Raw genomic sequence first — 22,004 nt, forward strand, 5'->3', positions numbered from 1 at the left:
TTGGACAAATGTGATGCAAATGCAAAAAAATGTCAAATCGCCACAAAGCCACATAAAATCTGGTTTAAGCCTCCCATCCCCTAATCCACACCCCGAAAAAAGCGCATTGTCAAGTCTAGTTAAACAAAGAAAAATACATTATATTGTGCCGTTCAAAGCAATCACATACCGTATCTTGTGTTTTTTAATGGGAAGACTGAACAATGAATGCAGCAACGAATATTAAAGTAACCAAACGCGACGGACGCTTGGAAAATATCGATTTAGACAAAATCCACCGCGTTGTTACTTGGGCGGCGGAAGGCTTACAAAACGTCTCCGTATCGCAAGTCGAGCTCAAATCACATATTCAGTTTTACAACGGTATCCGTACCGACGACATCCATGAGACCATCATCAAGGCCGCGGCCGACCTGATCTCACAAGATACGCCCGATTATCAATATCTGGCCGCCCGCCTCGCCATTTTCCATCTGCGCAAAATCGCTTATGGCGAATTCGAGCCGCCTCACCTCTACGATCACGTTAAAAAACTGACCGAAGCAGGCAAATACGACCGCCATATCATCGCAGATTACAGCCGCGAAGAATTCGACGAGCTGAATGCCTATATCGACCACAGCCGCGACATGACCTTCTCTTATGCTGCCGTAAAACAGCTGGAAGGCAAATATCTGGTTCAAAACCGCGTTACCCGCCAAATTTATGAAACACCTCAGTTTTTATACATTTTGGTGGCGATGTGTCTCTTCAGCAAATATCCGAAAGAGCCCCGTTTGGATTACGTCAAACGCTTTTACGACGCCGTTTCCACATTCAAAGTATCGCTGCCTACACCTATCATGAGCGGCGTGCGTACGCCTACCCGTCAATTCTCAAGCTGCGTATTGATTGAATGCGACGACAGCCTCGACTCCATCAACGCCACCACCAGCGCGATTGTGAAATACGTTTCCCAACGCGCAGGCATCGGCATCAACGCCGGCCGTATCCGCGGCTTGGGCAGCGAAATCCGTGGCGGCGAAGCGCAACACACCGGCTGCATTCCGTTTTTCAAAATGTTCCAAGCGGCCGTTAAATCCTGCTCGCAAGGCGGCGTACGCGGCGGCGCGGCAACCTTGTTCTACCCATTGTGGCACATCGAAGCCGAAAGCCTGTTGGTATTGAAAAACAACCGCGGCGTAGAAGACAACCGTATCCGCCAATTGGACTACGGCGTACAAATCAACCGCCTGCTGTACACCCGCTTGATTAAAGGCGGCAACATTACCCTGTTCTCGCCGAATGAAGTTCCAGGTTTGTATGATGCCTTCTTCGCCGACCAAGACGAATTCGAGCGTCTCTACACTCAATACGAACAAGATCCAAACATCCGCAAACGTACTTTACCGGCAACAGAATTGTTCTCCACCCTGATGCAGGAGCGCGCCGGTACCGGTCGTATCTACATCCAGAACGTTGACCACTGCAACACGCACAGCCCGTTTGATCCGCGCGTTGCGCCTGTTCATCAGTCCAACTTGTGCATGGAAATCGCCCTGCCGACCAAACCGCTGGACAACATCAACGACGCTGAAGGCGAAATTGCCTTGTGTACCCTGTCCGCTTTCAACTTGGGCGCATTGAACAACTTGGACGAACTGGAAGAGCTTGCCGATTTGACCGTACGTGCACTTGATGCCCTGTTGGATTATCAAGACTATCCGGTTGCAGCCGCTCGCACCGCAACCATGAACCGCCGCACACTCGGTATCGGCGTCATCAACTACGCCTACTATCTGGCGAAAAACGGCGTACCTTACAGCGACGACTCAGCCCTCGGCCTGACCCACCGCACCTTTGAAGCCATGCAGTATTACCTGCTCAAAGCATCGGTAAACCTTGCCAAAGAATACGGCGCATGCCCGCTGTTCAATCAAACCGTTTATTCGCAAGGCAAACTGCCTATCGACACCTACAAAAAAGACTTGGATGCCGTGTGCAACGAGCCTTTGCACTACGACTGGGAAAGCCTGCGCGCCGACATCGTCAAATACGGTCTGCGCAACTCAACCCTGACCGCACTCATGCCGTCTGAAACCAGCTCGCAAATTGCCAACGCCACCAACGGCATCGAGCCCCCACGTGGCCTGGTCAGCGTTAAAGCATCAAAAGACGGTATTTTGAAACAAGTCGTACCGGAATTTGAAACCCTGAAAGATGCCTACGAAACCCTGTGGCAGCTTCCCGGCAACGAAGGCTACCTGAAACTCGTCGGCGTAATGCAAAAATTCGTCGATCAATCGATTTCCGCCAATACCGCCTACGACCCGAACAAATTTGAAGGCAGCAAAGTTTCCATGAAACAAATGCTCAAAGACCTGCTGACCGCCTATAAATACGGCGTCAAAACCCTGTACTACCATAACACCCGCGACGGAGCGGACGATACGCAGGCCGATATTCAAGATGACAGCTGCGCGGGCGGGGCTTGTAAGATTTGATAAGGGGGATTTTCAGACGACTTTTAGCGTTTAAAAGGTCGTCTGAAAAATATTGAGAGAATAATGCTGAAGGGAAAAATGATGTTTTATCATGTATTAGTAGAAACCAATGAAAAAGATAAAAATGGCAATAATAGACAATATCATCAGCTTGATATAGATGATAAAGAAAAAGTATTGGAGAAGTTTGCAGTTCGGCATCTAAAAGGGCAACCATTAAGAGTATATGGTTATTTGATAGATAATGCTTGTCGATTTGTTGTAACGCAATCTGAATTAAACACTGAAACAATTAGAAAAGTTAAACAAGATGAGTTGGATAGAAAACAGAAAAGTCTCCGCGTATATTCTTCCTTTAGATATTCAAGAGAAATAGTATCAAGAGACGAACAATATACAAAAGATATAACTGATGAAATTTTGGAAGAAGCTCAAAACTCATTGGATACTGCTGTTTCGGAATTAAAAAAAGAGATACCCATTTATTCCAATCATAAAGTTTTCATTGTTCATGGTCGGGATACTCTTCTCCGCACGCAAGTAGAGAATGTACTAAGAGCATTAGGGCTAGAACCGATTATTTTGCAAGAGCAAGCCAATAATGGAAAAACAATTATTGAAAAAATTGAAGAATGTACAGATGTAGGTTTTGGTATTGTTCTTTATACGCCATGCGACGAAGGTCGTCTGAAGTCAGAAGAGGGAAAGCTTAAACCCCGCGCCAGACAAAATGTAGTGCTTGAACATGGCTATTTGATGGCTAAGTTAGGGAGAGAAAGAGTTTGTTGCTTAGTCAGTGATGATGTTGAATTTCCATCAGATATTCAAGGTGTAGGTTATATACCAGCAAATGATATTGACCAATGGAAATACAAAATTGCCAAAGAGTTAAAAGCGGCAGGATTCGATATTGATATGAATAAACTTTGAAATAATAGCCCTAGATCTATGCTAGTTTTTTAGACGATCCTTGATTAATCTAAAAGGTCGTCTGAAATCCAAATTCCTAAATTTAAATAAACCTGAGAAAAACCCATGTCCTGCGAACACCTAGTCATGTCATACAGCACCTTTTCCAAAACCAAAAACGATGCGCTGAAAGAGCCGATGTTTTTTGGTCAGCCGGTAAATGTCGCCCGTTATGACCAGCAGAAATACGAAGTATTTGAAAAACTGATTGAAAAACAATTGTCTTTCTTCTGGCGTCCCGAAGAAATCGACGTGTCGCGCGACCGTATCGACTACGCCAATCTGCCCGAACACGAAAAACATATTTTCATCAGCAATCTGAAATACCAAACCCTGCTCGATTCGATCCAAGGCCGCAGCCCGAACGTTGCTTTCTTGCCTTTGGTGTCGATTCCCGAGCTGGAAACTTGGATTGAAACGTGGAGCTTCAGCGAAACCATCCACTCGCGCAGCTACACTCATATCATCCGCAATATCGTGAATGAACCGTCAGTCGTGTTCGATGATATTGTGCAAAACAAATACATCATCGCCCGTGCTGAAGACATTGCCTGCTATTACGATGATTTGATTGAATACACTCAATATTACAATCTGTTGGGCGAAGGCACGCACAATATCGGCGGCAAGCTCGTTACCGTGTCTTTGCGTGAGTTGAAGAAAAAACTCTATCTTTGCCTGATGTGCGTCAACGTATTGGAAGCCATCCGCTTCTACGTTTCATTCGCCTGCTCTTTCGCCTTTGCCGAGCGCGAATTGATGGAAGGCAACGCTAAAATCATCAAGCTGATTGCCCGTGATGAAGCCCTGCATTTAACTAGCACCCAGCATATGCTCAACCTGATGCGCGCCGGTGCCGATGATCCTGAAATGGCTGAAATCGCGAATGAATTGCAGGACGAGTGTTTCAACCTCTTCAAAAAAGCAGCCGAGCAGGAAAAAGAATGGGCGGCCTATTTGTTTAAAGACGGCTCAATGATCGGTCTGAACAAAGAAATTCTGGCTCAATACGTTGAATACATTACCAATCTGCGTATGCAGGCGGTTGGCCTGCCTGCCGGATTTGAAGGTGCGACCCAAAATCCGATTCCTTGGATCAACGCATGGCTGTCTTCTGACAATGTACAGGTTGCGCCGCAGGAAGTGGAAATTTCCTCTTACCTGATTGGTCAGATTGATTCGGAAGTCAATGCCGACGATTTAGGCGATTTCGAGCTGTAATCGAACATTCGGTTTTATGATCAAGGCCGTCTGAACGGTGTGGCAGAAATCTTTGATTTCGTCTTTACACCGTTTCAGACGGCCTTTCCAATCCAAATAAATCATATGGCACTCATCAGCACACACGACAAAACCTTCCAACTCCAACAAGGCGAAACCTTATTGGAGGGCTTGGAGCGCACCGGACACGAGGTTGAATACCAATGTCGCAGCGGCTATTGCGGTTCATGCCGGGTTAAAATCTTGGATGGGAAAGTCTCCTATGATAATTTCCCGCTCGCTTTTGTCGCGCCCGGAGAAATTTTGCCGTGCTGCTGCCGGGTTACTGAAGACATCAAGCTTGATTGTCGGGAGCGCATCAAAGAGCCGGATTTATTTGATGTCGATTTATTTGAAGACAAATAAAAAATGCCGTCTGAACATTGTGGCTGAAATCTTTGATTTCATTTCCACTGTTCAGACGGTATTTTGTTTAAGCAACCTTATTTACGCTCGCCAACCGGCAAAACCGTACGGCCGAAAGATTCGTTGATGACCTCTGCCGCTGCCAAGTAGAACGCACCAAGTGCAGTTACCAAGCCTAAGCAACCGCCGATATGGACGATGCTATGATTTTCCATGCCATCGCCAATACCCAGGGTAAAGAAAGTCAGTGTCAAGAAAAAGAAAATACCGCTTAATACCTTAGGCTTGGTCAAGGTGGCCACAAACATCATCAGAGAAAACATACCCCATGCGCAGAGATACCAGCCGATAAATGCCGGAGCGGTTTCACCTTTGAAAAAGATGGTAAACAAAGCCCATATCCACCAGAATGCGCCATAGCTGATAAAAGCGGTAAAGCCAAACGTATTGCCTTTCTTGAATTCAAACATACCGGCAATAACTTGGGCGATACCACCAAAGGCGAGAGCCATACCCAAAACTAAGCCGACACCCTCTTGAGCAGTAAAAAAGCCGCCGTTAATCAGACTGAGCAACCAAGTTGTCAATGCAAAGCCACACAGGCCTACTGGACCTGGGTTCGCCAGGTTTTCTTTAGTAGTAGTCATTTTATTTCTCCTCTGGTTATTAAAATAGGAAACCCATTGTTACCTATTTTATTTAAAATTAAAAGAAATAAATTTAAAAAAATCAGGCCGTCTGAAAAATATTTTTCAGACGGCCTTTAATATTAATAATTAAACTATCCCAAAATTGCCAAGATTTTCCTTAATTCGTTGGCATCAATTTGGCCGGGGGCCGACGTTTTTTGTGCTGCGCCAAAGGTAACGGCCGAGCCGAAAGTCGAGCCGGCCAAGCGACTGACGGCTCCAGTTTTACCCATAGACATAGTAATAATCGGGCGGTCGATAATTTGTGAAACATCATATGTTGCCTGTAATAAAGTCAATACATCTTGCGGCGATTGCGGCATTACGGCAATTTTGCAGATATCCGCGCCCCACTCGGCCATTATTTTCAGACGGCCTGTAATGTCTGCCAAAGACGGCGTGGCTTGGAAATCGTGATTACAAAGTAAGGCGACAGTTTGATACTCATGCGCCAAAGCTATGGCTTGTTTTATGCCGCTTTCCTCGGCAAAAAGCTCGATGTCGATAATATCGGCTTGTTTGGAAAGGATAATTTTTTCCAATAATTCAAAATAATAGTCGTCCGAACAAGGCGTATTGCCGCCCTCTTGCGCCCTTCTAAACGTAAACAGTAAAGGCTTGTCAGGAAAAGCCTGTCGAGCGATGCCTAATTGCTCGGCAATAAAATCGGCATCAAGCGCAGCTTGAAAAAAATCCGCACGAAATTCAATAATGTCAAAAGCCGTCTCTTTCAATACTCGCAAAGCCTGCTCCAATTCCTGCGTATTGGCGGCCACCAGCGGCACGGCAATTTTAGGCAGGCCCTTGCCGATCTCGATATTTTTGATGATGACAGATTTCATATTGTTCCTTTTGCTGTTCAAGCCAATCAGTGCAGATGCTCGTAAATGGTTTCCGCCAAGGCTTTGCTGATGCCTTCAACTTTTTCCAAGTCCTCGCGACTGGCAGCAATCACGCCGCGCAGACCGCCGAATCGGGTAAGCAATGCTTGGCGGCGTTTGCTACCGATACCGGGGATTTCGCTGAGTGATGAAGTAACGCGTGCTTTGTCGCGTTTTTTTCGGTGGCCTGTAATCGCAAAGCGGTGCGATTCATCGCGTACGGTTTGCAATAAATGCAAGGCCGGGCTGTTGGGTGGCAGGCGGAAGACTTCGCCGGTAAAAGGCAGTATGAGTTCTTCCATACCGGCTTTGCGCTCAGGGCCTTTGGCGATACCGACCAAAGGAATGTGCAGCCCGAGTTCTTCCCATACTGATACGGCTACGCCGATTTGCCCTTTGCCGCCGTCTATCAACACGACATCCGGCCATTTGACGCTTTCGCCGTTGGCTTCGGCTTCCTGCATTTTACCGTAACGGCGCGTCAACACTTCGCGCATGGCGGCGTAGTCGTCGCCGGGTTTGGCGGTCGTGATGTTGTAGCGGCGATATTGCGAAGGCTGGATGTTTTGCTCATCGTACACAACGCAGGACGCAATAGTGGCCTCGCCTTGCGTGTGGCTGATATCGAAACATTCAAGGCGATTGAGGCCATCTGAATCCATGCCGAGGATTTTTGCCAGTTCATCAATACGGTGTTGCTGGCTGCTTTGTTGCAGGCGGCGTTGGGCAATCGCCATTTGTGCGTTTTGCTCCGCCATTTTCAACCAGACTTTGCGTTCGCCTATGGTTTTGGTGACAAATTGCATCTGCTTACCGTGTTCGCCTTCCAAGGCCTCTTTCAGCGCATCGGGAACGGGAAAGTTGCTGATGATGATGTCGGGTTTACTTTTGCCCAGATAATGTTGTGCGACAAAGGCTTCAGCGTAATCTTGTCCGTTTGGCTCGGGATCGTTTTTGGTGTCAGGGAAAAAGCTTTTATCGCCTACATGTCGTCCGCCGCGTATGCTGACCCAGTGTACGCAAACCAGACCGTCTGAAACCGCCAGCGCGAGCAAATCGATATCATTGGGATTGTTCGGATTTTTACTGTCGATAAACTGATTACTCTGCATGATGCCGAGCGCTTGGATTTGATCGCGGTAACGCGCGGCTTCTTCAAATTGCAGATTGGCGGCGGCGGTTTGCATTTTGTGTTGCAGGGTACGCGTCAATTCGTCGGTTTTGCCATTGAGGAAAGTCGCGGCTTCACGTACGCTGTCGCGGTAATCTTCTTCGCTGATATAACCGACACAAGGCGCGGTGCAGCGTTTGATTTGGTAAAGCAGACAAGGACGGTCGCGATGCTCGAATACACTGTCTTCGCAGGTACGCAGCATAAAGACTTTTTGCAACACTTGAATACTGTCGCGCACGGCATTGCTGTTCGGATACGGGCCGAAATATTGATTTGGCTTTTTCAGCATGCCGCGGTAATACGCCATTTGCGGATATTGATGGCCGCTGAGCATCAAATAAGGATAGCTTTTGTCATCGCGGAAAAGAATATTGTATTTCGGCGACAAGGCTTTGATGAAGTTGTTTTCGAGAATCAGCGCTTCGGCTTCAGAACGCGTGATGGTGGTTTCGATATGGTGAACCTGTTTTACCATCAATGCGATGCGCGGCGAATGGTCGTTTTTTTGGAAATAGCTGGAAACGCGCCGCTTGAGATTGACCGCTTTGCCAACATACAAAACATTGTTGTCTTCGTCAAAAAAACGGTACACGCCAGGCAGGTTAGGCAGATTTTTCAGAAAAAGAGGTAAATCGAACGGTTCGGTTGCGCTCACGGGATTTTCTTTTGGAATAAGCAGGCCGTCTGAAAACTTTTCAGACGGCCTTGTTCATTGACGTTTAAGATTCTTGAGACGGAGTATCTTCAGTTTCTACCACTTGGTTTTCAGCTGCATCGGTTTCTAAAGGGGCTTCATCTTCAGCCTCTTCGGCCACGCGCTCCAAGCTGACCAAGGTTTCGCCTTCATCCAGATTAATCAGGCGGACACCTGCGGCTGCTCGGCCGGTCTCGCGGATTTGCTCAACTTTGGTACGAATCAGGACGCCGCCGCTGGTAATCAGCATCAGGTCGTCGGTTTCGCTGACCAAAGTCGCGGCAACCAAATCGCCGTTGCGCTCGCCGGTATTGATGGCGATATTGCCTTGGCCGCCTTTGTTTTTACGGCTGTAATCGGCAATCGGGGTGCGTTTGCCATAGCCGTTGGCGGTAGCAGTCAATACTTGCAAATCGCTTTGCTCGGCCTCAGGGGCGAAGGTAATCAGGCTGACAATCTTGCCATCGGCCGGCAGGCGCATACCGCGTAAACCGCCGCTGCCACGACCGGACGGACGGACACCGTGTTTGCCGCTTGGCAATGCGTTTTCGGCATTTTCATCATCCAGGCCGTCTGAATCTTCGTTTTCGGTTTCAATATCGGCATCTTCTGCTTCATCGTTACCGGATTTTTCCCAATATTCGTTAAAGCGGATGGCTTTGCCCAAGTTGGAGAACAACATAATGTCGTCCGCACCGCCGGTTTGCGCTGCACCGACCAAGTAATCGCCTTCTTTAAGCGCGATGGCTTTGATGCCTTGGCTGCGGACGTTTTTAAACGCAGACAACTGGACTTTTTTCACCATGCCTTGTGCAGTGGCGAAGAAAACGTATTGGTCTTCCGGGAACTCGCGGACGGCCAAGATGGCGCTGACTTTTTCGCCTTCTTCCAATTGGATAACGTTGTTAATCGGACGACCACGGCTGTTGCGGCCGCCTTCCGGCAGTTTGTACACTTTAATCCAATGGCACTTGCCCAAATTGGTAAAGCACATCAAATAATCATGCGTATTGGCAACAAACAGGCTTTCGATAAAGTCTTCGTCTTTGGTTGCCGCTGCCTGTTTGCCGCGGCCGCCGCGACGCTGCGCCTGATAATCGGTTGTCGGCTGGGTTTTGATGTAGCCGCCATGAGTCAGGGTAACGACCATTTCGCGTTGCGGAATTAGGTCTTCATCGGCAATATCACCGCCAAACGGATTGATTTCGCTGCGACGCTCATCGCCGAAGTTGGCTTTGATGTCTGCCAATTCTTCGCGGATGATTTGGGTAACGCGCTCAGGTTTGGAAAGAATATCCACGAAATCAATGATTTTACTCATCAGGTTTTTATATTCGCCGACAATTTCTTCCTGATCGAGGCCGGTCAGGTTACGCAGGCTCATGCGCAAAATGGCATCAGCTTGCAATTCGCTCAGATAATAGCCTTGGCTGTGCAACCCCAAATTCTCTGGCAAGCCTTCAGGGCGCATCATTTGCAGGTCCAAATCGGTACGGCTGAGCATGTCTTCAACCAAGCTGCTGCGCCATGGGCGGGACAGCAATTTTTCTTTGGCTTCCGGCGCATTGGCAGATTCTTTAATCAGACGGATGATTTCGTCGATATTGGACAAGGCAACTGCTTTACCTTCGGCAATATGGCCTTCATGACGCGCTTTTTTCAGGCGAAATAAGGTACGACGAGTAACGACTTCGCGACGGTGGCGCAGAAACTCGGACAGGATTTGTTTCAAGTTCAGCAAGCGCGGCTGGCCGTCAACCAAGGCCACCATGTTGATACCGAAGCTGTCTTGCAGCTGGGTCAGTTTGTAGAGTTGGTTCAAAACGACTTCGGCATTTTCATTGCGTTTCAATTCGATCACGACACGCATACCGGATTTATCGGACTCGTCGCGCAGGTCGGATACGCCTTCCAGCGTTTTTTCGCGTACCAACTCGCCGATTTTCTCAACCAGCTTGGCTTTGTTTACTTGATATGGGATTTCATCGATAACAATGGCTTCACGCTCGCCGTTTTTACCGATAGGCTCAATATGGGTTTTACCGCGCATCACCACGCGGCCACGGCCGGTTTTATAGCCTTCGCGCACGCCGCTCAAGCCGTAAATAGTTGCGCCGGTTGGGAAATCGGGTGCTTGGATAATGTTGATCAGCTCGCCGATTTCAGTTTCAGGCTCATCCAACAAACGCAGGCAAGCATTGATGGTATCGCCCAAATTGTGCGGCGGGATATTGGTTGCCATACCGACGGCAATACCGGACGAACCATTGACTAACAACGCCGGGAAACGGGTCGGCAATACCAGCGGCTCATGTTCGCTGCCGTCATAGTTGGGACCGAAATTGACGGTTTCTTCTTCGATATCCGCCAGCATTTCATGGGAAATTTTTTCCATGCGGATTTCGGTATAACGCATGGCTGCTGCGGCCAATCCGTCGACAGAACCGAAGTTGCCCTGACCGTCAATCAGTACATAACGCATGGAGAAGTCTTGCGCCATGCGGACGATGGTGTCGTAAACGGCTATATCACCGTGGGGGTGATATTTACCGATAACGTCGCCGACGATACGCGCCGATTTTTTATAGGCGGAATTCCAGTTGTTTTTCAACTCGTGCATCGCGTACAACACGCGGCGGTGTACCGGCTTGAGACCGTCGCGGACATCCGGCAGGGCTCGTCCCACAATCACGCTCATGGCGTAATCGAGGTAGCTCTTGCGCATTTCGTCTTCAAGGCTGACAGGCAGGGTTTCAAGTGCAAATTTATGGTCGTTGCGGATGGTTGCGTCGGTCATGATTATCTGTAATTTCGTATGGCAAAAATCTTGTTGATTCTACCACAAAACAAGCGGTTTATGGCTTTTGCGTGAAGGCCGTCTGAAACAGGATTTCAGACGGCCTTCGTTATTTAATAAATTTAATTTAGTTGCAGCCAGAATCTTCGTTCGCAGCCTGCAAACTCAACTCTTTACGCTTTTTAGCCCTTTCATAACGGCAGCGTTGGCGCTGTGTATTGATTTCCAAAGGTGGTACAGGAACCGGCTTACCGTCTTCAACGGCAACCATGGTGAAGTAGCAGCTGTTGGTATGACGCACTTCGCCTGTGTGGATGTTTTGCGCCTCCACGCGGATACCGACTTCCATAGAAGTACGGCCGGTATAGTTGATACTGGCGTAAAAGGTTACCAGTTCGCCGACATGAATAGGCTCTTTAAACAATACTTTATCAACAGACAGAGTAACGCAATAGGTACCGCTGTAACGGCAGGCGCAGGAATATGCTACTTGGTCGAGCAGGCGCAGAAGATCGCCGCCGTGAACATTTCCGCTGAAGTTTGCCGTATAAGGCATCATCAGTTCGGACATAATCAGTTCATGGGAAGGTAGTTGGCGTTCCGGTTTCATAGTTTATTCTCCTTTTGATATTTATTTTAAAATCGTCTGAAAACTTCAGACTGCACGTGTGCAAAATTATTCTACCGTTTTTAATCTTTGAATTTCAACCCCTTGCCTACCTGTTTACAGCCATTTTCTACGCGAAAAGAAAATCAGTAGTCCGATAATGATGCACAGCATCACACCCAAAACCATGAAATAGCCGTAATGCCAATGCAGCTCAGGCATATTGTCGAAGTTCATGCCGTAGATGCCGGTGATGACGGTCAGTGGCATGAAGATGATGGTAATAACCGTCAACACGCGCATTTGCTGGTTCATGCGGTTGGATTGGAAGGAAAGATAAATGTCCATCATGCTCAACACCATATCACGCGAGGCATCAAGCGATTCGATAAGCTGCATATTGTGGTCGTACACGTCGCGCAGATAAACGGTTGATTCGCCTTTGAAAATAGCAAAATCGCCGCGTACGGCCAGTTGGTAGAACACGTCGCGCAATGGCAAAAGCGTGCGCCGTAGACGAACGGCATCGCGCTTGAGTCGGTGGATTTTGCCGAGAATATCGCTGTTTTCGTTTTTAAACAAGGATTTGTCTATGACTTCGACGCGGTTGTTGTACTCTTCTAGGACGATAAAATAGTCATCCACGATGCGGTCAAGCAGGCAATAAGCAAGAAACGCCGTATTTTTGTTCAAAATATTGTGCGGATTTTCGTGCATCTGCCGGCGGAGATGGCTGAACAAGCCCAACGGTTTTTGTTGGAAAGACAACACAAAATCTTTGCCGATAATCACATACACTTGGTCGGAATGGAGCTTGCCCGTGGAGGTATAGTGGTAAACCTGTGCGGCAGTAAAAACATAGCTGCCGTAGTCTTCGATTTTCGGACGCTGTTTGCGGCTGAGAATATCTTCAATCACCAGCTCATGGATGCCGTAAGGCTCAAGCGCGTGTTTGAGCAAAGCAGCATCATTGATACCGACAAAATGCAGCCAGTTGATTTGACCTTCTTGCGGGCGGGCAATATCGGGCAAGTTTTTTCCGGCAAGATAATCATGCTGAGCAAAGGTATCGGCGGAATACAAGGTTTGATGGATAGCAGAACGCGGCGCATTATCGGTATTGCTGCGCTGCATGGTTTGATCTTGCAGAGTGTCGATTGTCTCAACAGGATTGGCTGGTTTGCTCATAAAAATAAATCATGTTTTTTTAGTTAGAATGAATTGTACAGACAGAAAAGGCCGTCTGAAAACTAATTTTCAGACGGCCTGACAATATTGATCCACGTTTTATTAGGCTTGAGGTGCGGTTTTCTCCAACTCCAATGCAGCGGCAAGCAAGGACAGGCGCGCCATTACGCCGTAAACGTAGAGGCGGTTGTGTTCGTTGTCGACATCGCAATCTTTTTCGGAGCGCGGCATACCGAGCGAATCCCATTGTTCAAATACGCGTTTGCAGGCTTCGGGGGCTTCTTGGGAATTGTCGCCGCTGCCGGTGGGGATGCTGTTGGACAGCGGGACGAATCCCATGCCGCCGGCATTGAGGTTTTCGTCCGCGCCACGGCCTTCGTGTACACGGAAGAAACCGCCGATGACGAAACGGTCCATCATATACACAACGGGTTCGCACACGGCGCCGTCCATGGTTTCGTAGGTATAAATACCTTCTTGGACAATGACTTCGCTGACTTCCAAACCTTCTTTGACTTTCGCCATTTTATTGCGGTTTTTACGGTTCAAGCCGCGCACTTCATCGGCGGATTTAATACTCATCACGCCCATGCCGTAAGTGCCTGCGTCGGCTTTGACAATCACGAAAGGTTGGTCGGTAATACCCAATTCATCGTATTTGGCTTGAATTTTCGCCAATACGCGCTCTACCGCGCCTGCCAATGCGTCCTCGCCTTCGCGCTCTTGGAAATCCAAACCGCTGATTTTTTCAAAATAAGGATTGATTTGCCATTCGTCGATGTCAATCAGCTTGGCAAATTCGGCGGCAACTTGGTTGTATGCACTGAAATGTTCTGTTTTGCGGCGCGTCGTCCAACCGCCGTGCAACGGAGGCAATACGGTTTGGCTGATGCCTTTGAGAATATCGGGAACGCCGGCGGACAAGTCGTTATTCAACAAAACAACGCAAGGCGAAAACCCGTTGGCAAGGTGGACTCGCTCGCGGGTACGCAATAAAGGTTCCAGCAAGATTTTATCGCCCAACGCGGTTTCAAACTCGGTCGGCTCGGCAACTTCCGGATTCAGGCTGCCCAAACGGACTTCATACCCTGCCGAACGCAAAATCTCGCTGAGTGCGTAAACGTTTTGCAGATAGAATGTGTTGCGTGTGTGGTTTTCAGGAATAATCAATACGGATTTGGCCGTTTCACAGGCGCGCTGTACCGCATCCTGCGCGGCAACCGCCGCCAGCGGGATAAAGTTGGGATTCAAATTGTTGAAGCCGCCTGGAAACAGGTTCATATCGATAGATGAAATTTTGTAACCGGCATTACGGATGTCAACCGAACCATAAAATGGCGGACGGTGTTCGTTCCAATGCGAACGGAACCATGCTTCGATTTTGGCATGATTGGCAAGGACTTTTTTCTCAAATTCCCGTAATTGAGTCAGATGCTCAGGAGCCATTACCGGTAATTTCATTCTCTATACCTCTTGGTAAGTGTGGATGTTGAGTGAGAATGATAGAACTTTTTAGTGCATTTCGACAAGCATTCTTTCAGATAAGATGAATCTTTTTGTCAACAATTCTACAATTTGTCTAATTTTTGACAAGTATTTTTGAAACTTTGCAACAAATTTTAAAAATTGGACAAATTCCTATTGCGTAGCCCCTATAAAAAGCCTAAAATCCGCCCATAAACGCAAACCATCATTCATACCTACCAATAGCAAAGAATACTCATCATGAGCGCACAAACCCTTTACGATAAACTTTGGAACAGCCACGTCGTCCGCGAAGAAGAAGACGGCACTGTCCTGCTTTACATCGACCGCCACCTGGTTCATGAAGTAACCAGCCCGCAAGCATTTGAAGGCTTGAAAATAGCCGGCCGCAAACTCTGGCGTATCGACAGCGTGGTCTCCACAGCCGACCACAACACCCCGACCGGCGACTGGGACAAAGGCATCCAAGACCCGATTTCCAAACTGCAAGTCGATACTTTGGACAAAAACATTAAAGAGTTTGGCGCACTCGCCTACTTTCCGTTTATGGATAAAGGTCAAGGCATTGTACACGTTATGGGTCCGGAACAAGGCGCTACCCTGCCCGGCATGACCGTTGTCTGCGGCGACTCGCACACTTCTACCCACGGCGCATTCGGCGCATTGGCGCACGGTATCGGCACTTCCGAAGTCGAACACACCATGGCGACCCAATGTATTACCGCGAAAAAATCCAAATCCATGCTGATTGCCGTTGAAGGCCGTCTGAAACCCGGTGTTACCGCTAAAGACGTAGCGCTTTATATCATCGGCCAAATCGGCACGGCAGGCGGTACGGGCTATGCTATCGAGTTTGGTGGCGAAGCCATCCGCAGCCTTTCTATGGAAGGCCGCATGACTCTGTGTAATATGGCGATCGAAGCCGGTGCGCGCTCAGGCATGGTTGCCGTCGACCAAACCACCATCGACTATGTAAAAGGCAAACCTTTCGCACCTAAAGGTGAAGCATGGGACAAAGCCGTCGAATACTGGCGCACGCTGGTGTCTGACGAAGGTGCCGTATTTGATAAAGAATACCACTTCAAAGCCGAAGACATCGAACCTCAAGTAACTTGGGGCACCTCGCCTGAAATGGTTTTAGACATCAGCGGCAAAGTGCCTAATCCTGCTGAAGAAACCGATCCGGTCAAACGCAGCGGCATGGAACGCGCCCTTGAATACATGGGCTTGGAAGCCGGTACGCCATTAAACGAAATCCCTGTCGATATCGTCTTTATCGGTTCTTGCACCAACAGCCGTATTGAAGACTTGCGCGAAGCCGCCGCTATCGCCAAAGGCCGCAAAAAAGCGGACAATGTACAACGCGTGTTGATTGTTCCAGGCTCCGGTTTGGTTAAAGAGCAGGCAGAAAAAGAAGGCTTGCACGAAGTATTTATCGAAGCCGGTTTTGAATGGCGCGAGCCGGGCTGCTCTATGTGCCTCGCAATGAATGCCGACCGCCTAACCCCGGGACAACGTTGTGCCTCTACTTCCAACCGTAACTTTGAAGGCCGTCAAGGCAACGGCGGACGCACCCACCTCGTCAGCCCTGCCATGGCAGCTGCAGCCGCGGTTACCGGCCACTTTACCGATATCCGCACTATGGCTTAAAGTATTTTCAGACGGCCTTTATTGATCAAGCCGTCTGAAACAATACCTTGCCCAAGTAAATTTTCCTATTGCGCAAAACGTCCGAAAACCTTCTTAATCATTGATAACTTGAAAGGAATCTAGTATGAAAAAACTGTTTGCATTGGCTGCCGCAGCCCTCATTCTGTCAGCTTGTTCCAGCACTTGGTCCGGCGCAAAAGACGATACCAACCGCAATTGGGACAAAACCAAAGAAACTGCCGAGCGCGTAGCCGATAAAACCAAAGAAACCGCAGAACACGTTGCCGACAAAACCGGCGAAGCCGTTAAAAAAGGCGGCAATGCAGTAGGCCGCGGCATGAGCCATGTTGGAGAAAAAATCGAAGCTGCTACCGAATAATTCGGTAAATCAGGCCGTCTGAAGCTCCTGACTCCGTTTCAGACGGCCTGATATCTTATTAATTGTTCAGACATTTTCACGAGTCCAAGCAAAGGAAGAAACAATGAGTAATCCGTCAAGCTGGTTTGGTATTCATGCTCATGATTTGGATCGCGCCAAAGCCTTTTACGAATCCGTATTCGGTAAGCCCCTGCAAGACGTTGGCGGCAACGGATTCTGTTTCATCATTTTCCCAGCCGATTACACCCAACACGGTACGGCCGGCATGATTTGGCATGACAGCAACGCCCAGCCCGGCTACGGTGGTACAACCATTTTCTTCAATTGCCCGGATTGTGCCGAAACAGCAGAAAAAGCCGTTGCAGCAGGCGGCAAACTGTTACAAGAGAAATTCCGCATTGCCAACGGCTTTGCAGCATTTATCGAAGACACAGAAGGCAACCGAATCGGTTTGCACAGCACACGCTAACCCGAATAGCCATAAAATAATTTCCCATTATTACTATAAGAATCTGACATGAAAGCCTTTACCAAAATTACCGCCATCGTCGCCCCGCTCGACCGCAGCAACGTCGATACCGACGCCATCATCCCCAAACAATTTCTGAAATCCATCAAACGCAGCGGCTTCGGCCCTAATGCCTTTGATGAATGGCGTTACCTCGACCACGGCGAACCGGGCATGGACAACAGCAAACGCCCGTTGAATCCGGATTTCTCCCTGAACCAGCCACGCTATCAAGGTGCACAAATCCTGTTGACGCGTAAAAACTTCGGTTGCGGCTCTTCACGCGAACACGCCCCTTGGGCATTGGACGACTACGGCTTCCGCGCCGTCATCTCCCCCAGCTTCGCCGACATCTTCTTCAACAACTGCTACAAAAACGGCCTTTTGCCTATCGTTTTGACAGAAGAACAGGTTGACCAGCTTTTCAAAGAAGTTGAAGCCAATGAAGGCTATCAGCTCTCCATCGACCTTGCCGAACAAACCCTGACCACACCAAGCGGCGAAACATTCACATTCGACATTACCGAACACCGCAAACACTGCCTCTTAAACGGCTTAGACGAAATCGGCCTGACCCTGCAACACGCCGACGAAATTCACGCCTTTGAAGAAAAACGCCGCCAAAGCCAGCCTTGGCTGTTTAACGGTTGACATACAAAAGGCCGTCTGAAAAATTTAAGTGTTTCAGACGGCCTTTAATCTACACAAATATATTATGATTACCGACACTATAAGCAATGCCACCCGCTACGCTGCCTTACATCCCGACTTTGCCGAAGCCTTCCATCTGTTGCAGACCATAGATTTTGCCAAGCTGCCGGACGGCCAAGTGCCATGCGAGAATCCCAATATCCGTATTTTTATCGGCAGTGAGCCGATGAGGACTAAAGGCGAAGCTCAGCCTGAAGCACACTTAAAACATATTGATATTCAAACGCCGATTGATGGCAGCGAAACGTATGGCTGGATAGACAGAGGCCGTCTGAAAAACGGTTTAGGCTACGACGAAAAGCGCGATATCGAGTTTTTCGACTGCGAGCCGGAAACCTGGTTAACCTTGGAGCCCGGCGAATTTGCGCTATTTTTCCCGAATGATGCGCATGCCCCATTGGTCGGCGACAGGGCGAACATACGCAAAGTCGTTTTTAAAATCCGTGTTGAAACCGAACGTCTATAATATTTCAGACGGCCTTATCCCCTCATTCAGGACACAATATGTCTTTTTTCAGCAGGTTGTTCCGCTCTAAACCTAAATTAATGACTTGGCAGGAATTTGTCGAATACTTTGCCCATCGCATCCAAGAAGAATTGGATCTTGAGGCGAAAATCGACTGGGGCGAAAATATTGCTTCTTCGCCTATCATCGTCCAGTTTCCCGAAGACGATGAAGCATCGTTCAGCACATATTTGAGCAACCATTACACAAGTTATCTGCAAAATCCCGAGGCTTTGGAGGCTATTGTTGCTACCAATTTAGCGGTTATCGATAAGATTCAGGACGCTGATGCCAGTGTTTCAGCACAACAAATTCTTCCGACAATTAAAAATACGATTTATCTGGAAAACGCCAAACTGATTACAAATACGGACGAAGCCGAACCTGCTGATTACCTGGTATACAAACCGATTGCCGGCGATATCATGTTGCTTTATATGGTGGATACGGAAGAATCCATGCATACGCTCAATCGTGAGCATATGAAAGAGGCCGGTATTGAAGATGAGGACGCCTTGTATCGTACCGCCATGGATAATTTGCGCCAACGGATGAATGGACATGTCCAAATTCATCATGCCGAAGGTTGGTCATTGACCCAAATCCATTTGGACAACGACTATGATACTTCCCTGATTTTGCTTTTGGACGAAGTACTTAAAGACGATCTTATGCTGCCGGCCAATCCTGTTTTTGCAGTCCCGGCACGCAACGCTCTGCTCGTTTGCAGCCCGTCCGATGAAGAGGCTTTGCAGGCAATGGCAAATATCGCCCTGCAGGCATTTGAAGACTCTGCCTACGCGATTTCTACCCAGCTTTACCAGTACCATAATGGTACAATCAGCGTTTTCAGAGCAAATTGATTTAAGGCCGTCTGAAAAACAGACGACCTGCCCTTTACCTAAAACCTTCCCATAAGGAAACCCGAAATGACCAAACATATCGCTATCTTGCGCGGCGACGGCATCGGCCCTGAAATCGTTGCAGAAACCGTCCGTGTACTCGACAAACTTATCGAACAAGGTTTGGATGTCAGCTACGAATACGCACCTTTGGGCGGCGAAGCCTATGACGAATACGGCCATCCTTATCCAGAATTCACGCAAAACCTTTGCCGTAAAGCCGATGCGGTTCTGCTTGGTGCAGTCGGTTCTCCTCAATACGACAATCTCGACCGTCCGCTGCGCCCTGAACGCGGCTTGTTGGCCATCCGTAAAGACTTGAATCTGTTTGCCAACCTGCGCCCTGCCATTTTGTATAAAGAGCTGGCCAATGCTTCCACTCTGAAACCGGAAATCGTAGCCGGCCTCGACATCCTTATCGTACGCGAACTGACCGGCGATATTTACTTCGGCGAACCGCGCGGCATCCGTGTGTTAGAAAACGGCGAACGCGAAGGCTACAACACCATGAAATACAGTGAAAGCGAAATCCGCCGTATTGCCCACGTTGCCTTCCAATCCGCCCAAAAACGCAGCAAAAAAGTCTGCTCCGTAGGCAAAGCCAACGTTTTGGAAACCACCGAACTATGGCGCGAAATCTTTGAAGAAATCGGCAAAGAATATCCTGACGTCGAGCTTTCCCATATGTACGTGGACAATGCCGCCATGCAGTTGGTACGCGCGCCCAAACAATTTGACGTGATTGCCACCGGCAACATCTTCGGCGATATTCTCTCTGACGAAGCCTCTATGCTGACCGGTTCCATCGGTATGCTGCCTTCTGCTTCTTTGGACGAAAACGGCAAAGGCCTGTACGAACCGTCTCACGGCTCCGCTCCCGACATTGCCGGTCAAAACAAAGCCAATCCGCTGGCAACCGTATTGTCTCTTGCCATGCTGCTGCGTTATAGCCTGAATGACGAAGCACGCGCGCAACAAGTTGAAAACGCCGTACAAAAAGTACTGCAACAAGGCTTGCGTACCGGCGACATTTATGAAGAAGGTACCAAACTGGTTTCCTGCTCCGAAATGGGCGATGCCGTATTGGCCTCTTTGTAAGAGGCCGTCTGAAAAAAAGCGTGGGATCAATCCCGCGCTTTTTTCTATACAAAAACTCGAAACCATAAAAAAGGGCGTGTTTTCACACGCCCTTATGTCTTTTTCAGACGGCCTTCAGATTGAAGTAATCAACCTCTTTTGTGTTTGCCGCCAAAGCTGTCGTTAGACTTGCGCTTGCCTTTAAAGCCTTCGCCGCCTTTTTTGAAACCGTCAGCTTTTTTGAAACCATCTTTCTTAAAGCCATCTTTCTTGAAACCGTCTTTTTTATGGCCTTCGCCACGAGCTTTACCGCCGAAACCTTCTTTAGCCGGTTTCTTATCGCCGCGCCAGCCGCCGGATTTACGATCGCCCCAACCGCCTTTGCCTTTCGGTTTGCCACCGGCAGATTTGCGTTTACGTGTCGGCTCCATGCCTTCGATGGTCAGCTCAGGCAATTTACGGCCGATGTATTTTTCGATTTTGTGTACTTTGACGTATTCGTTCACTTCAGCAAAAGTAATCGCAATACCGGTACGACCAGCGCGACCGGTACGGCCGATGCGGTGAACGTAGTCTTCAGCCTGTTTCGGCAAGTCGTAGTTGATAACGTGGGTAATGGTTGGTACATCGATACCGCGTGCTGCAACATCGGTGGCAACCAAAATTTTGCAGCGGCCTTTACGCAAGTCCATCAGCGTGCGGTTACGCCAGCCTTGCGGCATATCGCCGTGCAGGCAGTTGGCGGCAAAACCTTTTTCGTACAATTCATCCGCGATGACTTCGGTCATGGCTTTGGTGGACGTGAAAATCACGCATTGGTCGATGTTGGCATCGCGCAAGATGTGGTCGAGCAGGCGGTTTTTATGGCGCATATCGTCGCAGTACAACAGCTGCTCTTCGATTTTGCCTTGATCGTCCACGCGCTCGACTTCGACGACTTCAGGGTCTTTGGTCAGTTTGCGCGCCAGTTTGCCCACCGCGCCGTCCCAAGTGGCGGAGAACAACAAAGTCTGACGGTCGCTCGGCGTTGCTTCCACGATGGTTTCGATGTCGTCGATAAAGCCCATGTCCAGCATACGGTCGGCTTCGTCCAGAATCAGAACTTCCAAACGTTCAAAATCAACTTTACCACTTTGCATCAAGTCCATCAGACGGCCCGGAGTGGCGACAATCAGGTCAACCGGTTTGCTCAAAGCACGGGTTTGGTAGCCGAAAGATGCGCCGCCGACAATGCTGACAGTACGGAACCAACGCATATTTTTAGCATACGCCAGTGCATTTTTTTCCACTTGAGCCGCCAATTCGCGGGTCGGGGTCAAGACCAAAGCGCGCGGGCCTTTGCCCGGTTTTTCGCTGCGCTTGGTCAGTTTTTGCAAAGTCGGCAGCAGGAAGGCTGCGGTTTTGCCTGAACCGGTTTGTGCCGAAGCCATAATGTCGCGGCCGTCCAAAGCAAACGGAATCGCTTGCGCCTGAATCGGGGTTGGGCTTTCATAACCCTCGCTGCGTACGGCAGACAAAATGTTTTTATCAAGGTTCAAATCGGCAAATTTAATAGACATATCTATCCTAAGAGACAACAACGCGCACGCCTGAACAATTTCAGACGACCTGAAGCAAAGGAAAGTAACGATACGGAAAATGTGAAGTTACAGGGTTGTCGCAAGCATCTTGCTTGTGGT

The 22,004-nt window shown here is 48.7% G+C and carries 20 protein-coding genes; 11 read left to right on the top strand and 9 right to left on the bottom strand.

From position 1 onward, the window contains the following. Positions 1–203 precede the first annotated feature (203 nt). The 3 genes from nrdA to nrdB all read left to right on the top strand — a co-directional run bounded on the left by nrdA (position 204) and on the right by nrdB (position 4,673). Positions 204–2,483, top strand: a complete 2,280-nt coding sequence (nrdA, locus tag DBY97_RS07975) for a class 1a ribonucleoside-diphosphate reductase subunit alpha (RefSeq protein ID WP_107857997.1) — start codon at positions 204–206, stop codon at positions 2,481–2,483. Positions 2,484–2,561: 78 nt separating this feature from the next. Then, positions 2,562–3,413 (top strand): TIR domain-containing protein, encoded by an 852-nt coding sequence (locus DBY97_RS07980; RefSeq protein ID WP_234394537.1) that lies wholly within the window; start codon positions 2,562–2,564, stop codon positions 3,411–3,413. 126 nt (positions 3,414–3,539) lie between these two features. Continuing rightward, positions 3,540–4,673, top strand: a complete 1,134-nt coding sequence (gene nrdB / locus DBY97_RS07985) for a class Ia ribonucleoside-diphosphate reductase subunit beta (protein ID WP_107857999.1) — start codon at positions 3,540–3,542, stop codon at positions 4,671–4,673. Here the strand turns inward: nrdB and DBY97_RS11580 are convergent. Further along, the gene (locus tag DBY97_RS11580; RefSeq protein ID WP_283120755.1) at positions 4,653–4,778 is read right to left on the bottom strand and encodes a hypothetical protein; all 126 of its coding nucleotides are present in this window, start codon (positions 4,776–4,778) and stop codon (positions 4,653–4,655) included. The genes nrdB and DBY97_RS11580 overlap by 21 nt on opposite strands. On the opposite strand from DBY97_RS11580, the gene yfaE reads away from it, so the two are divergent. Next, positions 4,779–5,078, top strand: coding sequence for a class I ribonucleotide reductase maintenance protein YfaE (gene yfaE, locus DBY97_RS07990; RefSeq protein ID WP_003686421.1), 300 nt, complete (start codon positions 4,779–4,781; stop codon positions 5,076–5,078). A gap of 77 nt (positions 5,079–5,155) precedes the next feature. Here the strand turns inward: yfaE and DBY97_RS07995 are convergent, their stop codons facing one another. The 7 genes from DBY97_RS07995 to gshA all read right to left on the bottom strand — a co-directional run bounded on the left by DBY97_RS07995 (position 5,156) and on the right by gshA (position 14,569). After that, positions 5,156–5,725 carry an acetate uptake transporter gene (locus tag DBY97_RS07995; RefSeq protein WP_107858000.1) on the bottom strand — a complete coding sequence of 190 codons (570 nt, stop codon included), beginning with the start codon at positions 5,723–5,725 and terminating at the stop codon, positions 5,156–5,158. Between the two features lie 134 nt (positions 5,726–5,859). After that, on the bottom strand, positions 5,860–6,609 hold the full coding sequence (gene aroD / locus DBY97_RS08000; RefSeq protein ID WP_107858001.1) for a type I 3-dehydroquinate dehydratase: 750 nt from the start codon (positions 6,607–6,609) through the stop codon (positions 5,860–5,862). A gap of 26 nt (positions 6,610–6,635) precedes the next feature. After that, positions 6,636–8,477 carry an excinuclease ABC subunit UvrC gene (gene uvrC / locus DBY97_RS08005; protein WP_107858002.1) on the bottom strand — a complete coding sequence of 614 codons (1,842 nt, stop codon included), beginning with the start codon at positions 8,475–8,477 and terminating at the stop codon, positions 6,636–6,638. A gap of 64 nt (positions 8,478–8,541) precedes the next feature. Then, positions 8,542–11,313, bottom strand: coding sequence for a DNA gyrase subunit A (gene gyrA, locus DBY97_RS08010; protein WP_107858003.1), 2,772 nt, complete (start codon positions 11,311–11,313; stop codon positions 8,542–8,544). 127 nt (positions 11,314–11,440) lie between these two features. Further along, positions 11,441–11,923, bottom strand: coding sequence for an acyl-CoA thioesterase (locus tag DBY97_RS08015; protein WP_003686444.1), 483 nt, complete (start codon positions 11,921–11,923; stop codon positions 11,441–11,443). 114 nt (positions 11,924–12,037) lie between these two features. Continuing rightward, positions 12,038–13,108 (bottom strand): magnesium/cobalt transporter CorA, encoded by a 1,071-nt coding sequence (gene corA / locus DBY97_RS08020; protein WP_107858004.1) that lies wholly within the window; start codon positions 13,106–13,108, stop codon positions 12,038–12,040. Between the two features lie 102 nt (positions 13,109–13,210). Continuing rightward, positions 13,211–14,569, bottom strand: coding sequence for a glutamate--cysteine ligase (gene gshA / locus DBY97_RS08025; protein ID WP_107858005.1), 1,359 nt, complete (start codon positions 14,567–14,569; stop codon positions 13,211–13,213). A 264-nt stretch (positions 14,570–14,833) separates the two neighbouring features. On the opposite strand from gshA, the gene leuC reads away from it, so the two are divergent. From leuC to leuB, 7 genes are all read left to right on the top strand, one after another. Then, a complete protein-coding gene (leuC, locus tag DBY97_RS08030; protein WP_107858006.1) occupies positions 14,834–16,243 on the top strand; it encodes a 3-isopropylmalate dehydratase large subunit in 1,410 nt (469 codons plus the stop codon). A 124-nt stretch (positions 16,244–16,367) separates the two neighbouring features. Continuing rightward, positions 16,368–16,622: a hypothetical protein gene (locus tag DBY97_RS08035; RefSeq protein WP_049335219.1), complete on the top strand. Its 255-nt coding sequence runs from the start codon at positions 16,368–16,370 to the stop codon at positions 16,620–16,622. A 103-nt stretch (positions 16,623–16,725) separates the two neighbouring features. Next, positions 16,726–17,091 (top strand): VOC family protein, encoded by a 366-nt coding sequence (locus DBY97_RS08040; RefSeq protein WP_107858007.1) that lies wholly within the window; start codon positions 16,726–16,728, stop codon positions 17,089–17,091. Between the two features lie 48 nt (positions 17,092–17,139). After that, positions 17,140–17,781, top strand: coding sequence for a 3-isopropylmalate dehydratase small subunit (leuD, locus tag DBY97_RS08045; protein WP_107858008.1), 642 nt, complete (start codon positions 17,140–17,142; stop codon positions 17,779–17,781). A 64-nt stretch (positions 17,782–17,845) separates the two neighbouring features. Beyond that, a complete protein-coding gene (locus DBY97_RS08050) occupies positions 17,846–18,307 on the top strand; it encodes a YhcH/YjgK/YiaL family protein (RefSeq protein ID WP_107858009.1) in 462 nt (153 codons plus the stop codon). A gap of 38 nt (positions 18,308–18,345) precedes the next feature. Next, the gene (locus DBY97_RS08055; protein ID WP_107858010.1) at positions 18,346–19,209 is read left to right on the top strand and encodes a DUF1444 family protein; all 864 of its coding nucleotides are present in this window, start codon (positions 18,346–18,348) and stop codon (positions 19,207–19,209) included. A 66-nt stretch (positions 19,210–19,275) separates the two neighbouring features. Then, positions 19,276–20,346: a 3-isopropylmalate dehydrogenase gene (gene leuB / locus DBY97_RS08060; protein ID WP_107858011.1), complete on the top strand. Its 1,071-nt coding sequence runs from the start codon at positions 19,276–19,278 to the stop codon at positions 20,344–20,346. Positions 20,347–20,474: 128 nt separating this feature from the next. Here the strand turns inward: leuB and DBY97_RS08065 are convergent, their stop codons facing one another. Further along, on the bottom strand, positions 20,475–21,884 hold the full coding sequence (locus DBY97_RS08065; RefSeq protein ID WP_107858012.1) for a DEAD/DEAH box helicase: 1,410 nt from the start codon (positions 21,882–21,884) through the stop codon (positions 20,475–20,477). Positions 21,885–22,004 lie beyond the last annotated feature (120 nt).

The sequence above is a fragment of the Neisseria subflava genome, from assembly GCF_003044645.1.
Lineage (GTDB): Bacteria > Pseudomonadota > Gammaproteobacteria > Burkholderiales > Neisseriaceae > Neisseria > Neisseria subflava_B.